Annotated in this window: 6 protein-coding genes; all 6 read right to left on the bottom strand. The window is 58.6% G+C overall.

From position 1 onward, the window contains the following. On the bottom strand, window positions 1-673 hold a 673-nt coding region (locus N6L24_RS15160), incomplete at its 3' end, for a thiamine pyrophosphate-binding protein (RefSeq protein WP_271845550.1). A 21-nt stretch (window positions 674-694) separates the two neighbouring features. Further along, window positions 695-2,110 (bottom strand): aldehyde dehydrogenase family protein, encoded by a 1,416-nt coding sequence (locus tag N6L24_RS15155; protein WP_271845549.1) that lies wholly within the window; start codon window positions 2,108-2,110, stop codon window positions 695-697. 86 nt (window positions 2,111-2,196) lie between these two features. Continuing rightward, window positions 2,197-3,261, bottom strand: a complete 1,065-nt coding sequence (locus tag N6L24_RS15145) for an aldolase/citrate lyase family protein (RefSeq protein ID WP_334312328.1) — start codon at window positions 3,259-3,261, stop codon at window positions 2,197-2,199. Between the two features lie 9 nt (window positions 3,262-3,270). Beyond that, window positions 3,271-4,071 carry a 2-oxo-hept-4-ene-1,7-dioate hydratase gene (gene hpaH, locus N6L24_RS15140; RefSeq protein ID WP_271845548.1) on the bottom strand — a complete coding sequence of 267 codons (801 nt, stop codon included), beginning with the start codon at window positions 4,069-4,071 and terminating at the stop codon, window positions 3,271-3,273. Further along, window positions 4,068-4,922 carry a fumarylacetoacetate hydrolase family protein gene (locus N6L24_RS15135; RefSeq protein WP_271845547.1) on the bottom strand — a complete coding sequence of 285 codons (855 nt, stop codon included), beginning with the start codon at window positions 4,920-4,922 and terminating at the stop codon, window positions 4,068-4,070. Before N6L24_RS15135 ends, hpaH begins: the two co-directional genes overlap by 4 nt. 4 nt (window positions 4,923-4,926) lie before the next feature. Further along, window positions 4,927-6,396, bottom strand: a complete 1,470-nt coding sequence (locus N6L24_RS15130; protein ID WP_271845546.1) for an NAD-dependent succinate-semialdehyde dehydrogenase — start codon at window positions 6,394-6,396, stop codon at window positions 4,927-4,929. Window positions 6,397-6,478: the final 82 nt, after the last annotated feature.

Genomic DNA, 6,478 nt, shown 5'->3' with positions numbered 1-6,478 from the left:
GCTCGCGCACCTCTTCGGCCGCATCCCATGTGCCGCCGCCAACCATGATCATCGGATTCTTGGCTGCGGCAATCATCTCTGCTGCGGCGGCAATCGCGTCCGGGTCCGGTGTTGGTGCAGCGCGACGCTCGGTGGCGGTTGGTGCCTCGACCTCGGCGGCCATGCCAAATACGTCCCAAGGCGCTTCGATGCCAACCGGACGCGGGCGACCGGACAGCATTTCTTCAAACGCCTGCGCCATGGTTGCGCCTGCTTCGGTCGGGTGATCAATGCGATCCGCCCATTTGGTCAGACCCTTCAGAGTGCCTAGATGATCTGGCAGTTCGTGCAGCTGACCCCGGCCCTGCCCGATCAGATGCGACATGATATTGCCGGTCACACACATCACCGGCGTGTTTGCCCCATAGGCGGTACACAGCGCAGCGCCCGAGTTCAGCAGGCCGGGGCCCGGTACAACAGTATAAACGCCGGGCTTGCCGGAAGAGCGCGCATAGCCATAGGCCATATAAGCGGCGCCCTGCTCGTGACGTGTGTGGATGAAACGCATGCCTTCTTCGCGCGCGAGCGCATCGTTGAAGTCATACATATGCGCACCGGGGATACCGAATACGGTATCAACACCATTTGCAGTCAATGATTTGGCGATCACTTCGCCAGTGGTCAGCTTGGCCATCTCAGGTCCTCGTGTTCAAGGTTACTTGGCGATCGAAAGCACTTGCACGGTTGTATATTCGCGCAGGCCTTCTTCGGAGAATTCCACACCGATGCCAGATTGTTTGACGCCACCCATGGGCACCATTGGATTCAAAACTGCGTGGCGGTTCACCCAACGGGTCCCCGCGACCACGCGCTTGGCAACTTCGGCTGCTTCTTCTGGGTCATCGCCCCAGACCGAGGCCCCCAACCCAACTTCCAGCCCATTTGCGGCTTCGATCGCTTCATCCAGCGTCTTATAGGCGATGATTGGAACCACATTGCCGAACTGTTCGTCGTAGACAACGCTCATCTCATCGGTGCAGCCACTCAGGATCGTAATTGGGTAGATATAGCCGGGTGCATCAGATGCCTCGCCACCGGCCAGCACGGTTGCGCCTTTGGCTTTGGCCTCTTCAACCATGCCCACAACTTTGTTGTACTGCATTTCATTGGTCATCGGGCCAATCAGCACGCCTTCGTCCATGCCGTTGCCAACAGGGATATTGGCGGCGAATTCTGCAAGCGCTTTGCCAACTGTTTCGACATCGTCTTCGTGTACGTAAAGACGTTTCAGGCAGGAACAGGTTTGCCCCGCATTGATGAAAGTGCCCCAGAACAAGGGTTCCACCAGTTTGGAGATATCAGTGCCCGGAAGGATGATCCCCGCGTCGTTGCCGCCCAGTTCCAGCGTCAGCTTTTTCAGAGAGGCCCCAGCGCGCTCCATAATACGGCGCCCGGTCGGGATGGATCCGGTAAAAGTGATCTTGGCGATATCTGGATGAGTCGAAATCCGGTCGCCCACTTCGCCGTCACCTGTGACTGCATTCAGAACGCCCGCCGGAAGAATACCCGCCTCATTCACCAGTTCAACCAAACGCAGGGTCGACAGCGGTGTGTAGGGCGAAGGTTTGATCACCACAGGGCAGCCGATGCGAATGGCTGGCATGATGTGCCAGATCGCAATCATCAACGGCCAGTTCCATGGCGTGATCGACGCGACAACACCCACAGGCTCGCGGTGAATTTCGACACGCTCTTCGTCATTGTCGATGATCACTTCGGGCGCCAGCGACAGGCCAGCGGTCACGCGCGTCCAGCCAACCGCACCCTGAATCTCAAAGTTCGCGCCTGGGCCCGCTTGGGGTTTGCCCTGCTCTTTTGTGATCAGCGCAGACAGTTCCTCAGCGTTCGCTTCGATCAGATCCGCAATCTTGTTCAGCGCATCTGCGCGCTCTGCGTCCGGTGTGGCCGCCCAGGCAGGAAAGGCCGCTTTGGCCGCCGCCACCGCGGCATCCAGTTCTTTGACGGTGCCAAGAGAAACCTGCGCGGCAACCTCGCCATTGGCTGGGTTTATTACGTCAAAGGTTTCCGAAGTCGTTACCGGCGCGCCGCCGATCGAAAGCGAAAAAGTCATGCGAGTCCTCCTCCTCTGTATCGGGATACTGAGTACATGAATATTCCTGCATTCGCAACATTATTTATGCGAATGCACTTATTGATTTAGCCCTTTGGGGTCCAGTCAAACGACAGCGTTTCACGAAACGCAAACCGTTCAATATGGCGTTGGACAACACCCGCCCAATAGTCGAGATCGCCGCGCGGTCCGGTCTTGGCGGTCAGGGTCAGGGTCTCGGGCGTGGCCTGCATTTCGACAATATTGCCGCTGTCAAATGTGAGGGTCCCGTGGGTGGCATCAAACTCCGCCGCCGCCTTATGGGACCAATGCTTGCACAGCTGCTGCAGATAGCGGCTGCCGCTTTCTGTCTGCACCACTGCCACGGTTTCTTGGTTGGGCAGCAAGGTCAGTGCATTTTTCGCTGCCGCGCGCATCGCCCCGGCAAAGAGCGTCACATCAATCCCGGTCGCCACAAAGGTCGCGCCGATATCCAGGCAGGCTTTTTGCATGGCTGGATTGAGCGTCAGGATGCCCCCTGCTTTCCCGGAGGCCACGATCTTGCGCATCGCTTCCAGCACGGTCTCTTCAACTTCGGGCGCACCCGCGTTGCCGATATGGCCCATGTCTGCGGCCAGATCTGACGGGCCTATGAACACGGCATCCACACCGTCGACTTCCAGAATTTCGTCCAGCGCCTCAATGCCTTTGACATTTTCGACCTGCAAAATCAGGCAAATCTCGTCACGCGCTGTCTTGAGGTAATCCGGAATGCCCGCAAAGCTGGACGCGCGCGCCAAAGCAGAGCCGACACCGCGCACCCCATGCGGCGGGTATGTCACGGCTTTCACAAGCCGGCGCGCCTGTTCCGCGCTTTCCACCATAGGGATCAGCAGCGTTTGCGCGCCGCCATCCAGCAATTGTTTGATGATCCAGTCCTCGCCAACCGGCGGTCGCACAACCGCGTGGCTGTCAAAGCCGGAAATCACCTGAAGTTGGCCGATGATCGACCGCAGATCATTGGGCGCGTGTTCGGCATCGACAACCAGCCAGTCAAACCCTGCGCCAGCGCTGATTTCGGCAATATACGGGTCTGCCAGACCAAGCCAGCACCCCATCTGAGGTTTGCCAGCTTTGATGGCGGCCTTAAACGGATTGTGAGGTGCAGGCATTGGGTTTCCTCAATCGAAGTTGATATCAACGGTGCCAAACGGCCCGAAGTCAGTGTGAATCTTAGTACCGGGCGGGCATTCGACAGGACGGATAAAGCTTCCAGAAAGAATGATCTGCCCCGGTTCAATGCTCTGGCCATACTGCGCCATGCGGCGCGCCAACCAGACCACGCTTTCAACCGGGTCATTCAAGACACCGCCACCGAGGCCGGTTTCTTCGATGTCCCCATTGCAGAAGGCCATGGCCCCTACCCAGCGCAGATCAAAGGCATCCACCGCGTGGCGCTCTTGGCCCAATACGACGCCCGCATTGGCGGCATTGTCGCTGATGGTATCAAACACCGTGCGCGCCTTGCCGGTTTCCGGGTCCACACGCTGAATGCGTGTGTCCAGAATTTCAACCGATGGGCAGACGTAATCGGTGGCCGCCAGCACGTCGTCACGGGTGACATCCGCACCGCCCAAAGCCGACTTCATCACAAAGGCGATCTCGGCTTCGATACGAGGCTGAATAAAGCGACCCGCCGGCACCGTGCCGCCATGGTCAAAGGCCATATCATCAAACAGGATTCCGCTATCGGGAATGTCGATGTTCAGCGCATATTGCATGGCCTTTGAGGTCAGGCCGATCTTCCAACCGATGACCTTGCGGCCTTCGGCGAGCTTGGCGCGGTAAATCGCGTTCTGCACCTCATAGGCGTCATCCATCGCCATCTCAGGATGGCGCAGAGTCAGCAGGCCGATCTGCTCGCGCGTCTTCTCGGCCTCCAGCAGATCCGCGGCAGCTTTGGCGTGATCTTCAGGGGTCATACGACTTCGTCCTCAACGCCGTTGCGCAAAATGCCGATGCCTTCGACTTCGATCTCAACCACATCACCGGGTTTCAGGTACTTGGGCGGATCAAAGCGCGCGCCTGCACCCGTTGGCGTCCCGGTCACAATGATATCGCCGGGCTGCAGCGTCATGAAGGTCGAGATATATTCGATCTCACGGCGGATCGGGAACATCATGCGCGACAGAACATCGTCCTGGCGCACTTCGCCATTCACGCGGGTCACAATGCGGGCGTCATCCAATTGCGCGGCGTCGGTGAAGGGAACAAGCCAAGGCCCGATGGAGCCGGTGCGATCCCAGTTCTTGCCCTGGGTCACGTTGAATTTCGCATGGCGCACCCAGTCGCGGATGGTGCCTTCGTTGCAAAGCGTCAGCGCCGCAATGTGATCATAGGCATCTTCTTGCGAAATGCGGCGGCCTTCTTTGCCGATCACAATGGCGACCTCGCCCTCATAATCCAGCGTGTGGTTTTCTGGCGGACGGATCAGCGGACGGTCATGGCCGGTAAACCCAGTCGCAAAGCGCGGGAACAGCGACATGTATTTTGGCTGCGCGCTGCCATCTTTGTATTCGGCGTTGCGATCCGGGAAGTTCACGCCAACGCAGAGAATGCGGCGGACGTTCGGCATGACCATTTCATAGACGAAATCTGTGTGGGTCACGGCGCGGCCCGAGGCCGCTTCGACCAGCTGATCCAGCGCACCCGCGGCCATCACGTCATAAAGCGTTGGCCACTGCGGGAAAGACGGGGACAGGGCAATCGCGCCCTCATCGGTGATCGCACCGTAGTATGTTTCGTCGTTGGCGGTGAAAGTTGCAAAACGCATATTGTTAGTCTCCTGCCTCATCAATGCCGCCCATGCAGAGGTATTTCAGTTCCATGAAGTCATCCAGACCGTGGCGCGATCCCTCGCGGCCAAGACCGGACATTTTGACCCCGCCAAAGGGCGCTTCGGCGGTTGAGATCAGGCCGGTGTTGATGCCGACCATACCATATTCCAGCCCCTCGCCCACACGCCAGGTGCGTGCCAGGTCGCGGGTGTAAAAGTAAGACGCAAGGCCAAAGTCGGTGTCATTCGCTGCGGCGAGCACTTCGGCTTCGGTCTCAAATTTAAAGAGTGGCGCAACCGGACCAAAGGTTTCTTCGGTGGCCACGGCCATATCCGAGGTCACGCCGGTCAAAACGGTCGGTTGATAGAAGGTGCCGCCCAATTCATGTGCCGCGCCACCCTGGATCACTTTCGCACCTTTGGAGGTCGCGTCGGTGATATGCTCTTCAACCTTGGACACTGCGGCTTTGTCGATCAGCGGGCCAAAGATAATGCCCTCGTCAAAGCCATTGCCGGTCGGCATCGACGCCACTTTGGCGGCCAGCTTTTCGGCAAAGGCATCATAGATGCCCGCTTGCACATAGATACGGTTGGCACAGACGCAGGTCTGGCCGTTGTTGCGGAACTTGGCGATGATAGCGCCTTCCACAGCCGCATCGACATCAGCGTCATCAAAGACGATGAACGGCGCGTTTCCGCCCAGCTCAAGACCCAATTTCTTGATCGTTGGCGCGCATTGTTCATACAGCATCGCGCCAATTTCAGTGGAGCCGGTGAACGTCAGCTTCTGTACAATCTTGCTGGAGGTCATCTCGCCGCCAATCGCGCTGGCAGAGCCGGTCAGAACGGAAAACAGACCCGCAGGCAGCCCGGCGCGTTCACCCAGAACCGCCAATGCAATCGCGGAAAACGGTGTCTGGCTTGCGGGTTTCAAAACCATGGCGCATCCCGCCGCAACGGCAGGGCCTGCCTTGCGGGTGATCATGGCATTGGGGAAGTTCCAAGGCGTGATCGCCGCCACAACGCCGATCGGTTGTTTGATGGTGACAATGCGTTTGTCCGCGGCGTGACCGGGGGTGATGTCGCCATAGGCGCGGCGCGCTTCTTCGGCAAACCATTCAATAAAGGAGGCACCATAGGCGATCTCGCCCTTGGCCTCGGCCAGCGGTTTGCCCTGTTCAGCCGTCAGGATCGCACCAAGATCATCTTGGTTTTCCATCATCAGCTCGTACCAACGGCGCAGGATTTGGCTGCGTTCTTTTGCCGTGCGCTTTGCCCAGGCTTTCTGAGCCGCCGCCGCCGCGTCAATCGCAGCGCGTGTTTCGTCAGCACCCAGCTTTGGAACATAGCCCAGTACATCGCCGGTGGCAGGGTTCGTGACCGCGATTCCGGTCGCTTCGTCAGCTTCGACCCAGTCGGTGCCAACCAGAGCAGCCTGTTTGAGAAGAGAGGGATCTTTCAGGGAGAACATGTTGTGTCCTTGCGGAATTGTCGACCTGTCTCACGCAGACAGAAAACCGACGCGGGTTGTAAGAAAAGTGTCAGTGCCCGGG

The organism is Cognatishimia sp. SS12, from assembly GCF_028369055.1.
Taxonomy (GTDB): domain Bacteria; phylum Pseudomonadota; class Alphaproteobacteria; order Rhodobacterales; family Rhodobacteraceae; genus Cognatishimia.
Note: the sequence above shows the minus strand (reverse complement) of the source record. Positions and strands in the feature narration are given on the sequence as shown.

What these genes read in the sequence shown, in the direction of transcription:
- N6L24_RS15135 (WP_271845547.1), bottom strand. Translation starts at nt 4,922, where the DNA reads ATGCGTTTTGCAACTTTCACCGCCAACGACGAAACATACTACGGTGCG.
- N6L24_RS15155 (WP_271845549.1), bottom strand. Translation starts at nt 2,110, where the DNA reads ATGACTTTTTCGCTTTCGATCGGCGGCGCGCCGGTAACGACTTCGGAA.
- hpaH (WP_271845548.1), bottom strand. Translation starts at nt 4,071, where the DNA reads ATGACCCCTGAAGATCACGCCAAAGCTGCCGCGGATCTGCTGGAGGCC.
- N6L24_RS15130 (WP_271845546.1), bottom strand. Translation starts at nt 6,396, where the DNA reads ATGTTCTCCCTGAAAGATCCCTCTCTTCTCAAACAGGCTGCTCTGGTT.
- N6L24_RS15145 (WP_334312328.1), bottom strand. Translation starts at nt 3,261, where the DNA reads ATGCCTGCACCTCACAATCCGTTTAAGGCCGCCATCAAAGCTGGCAAA.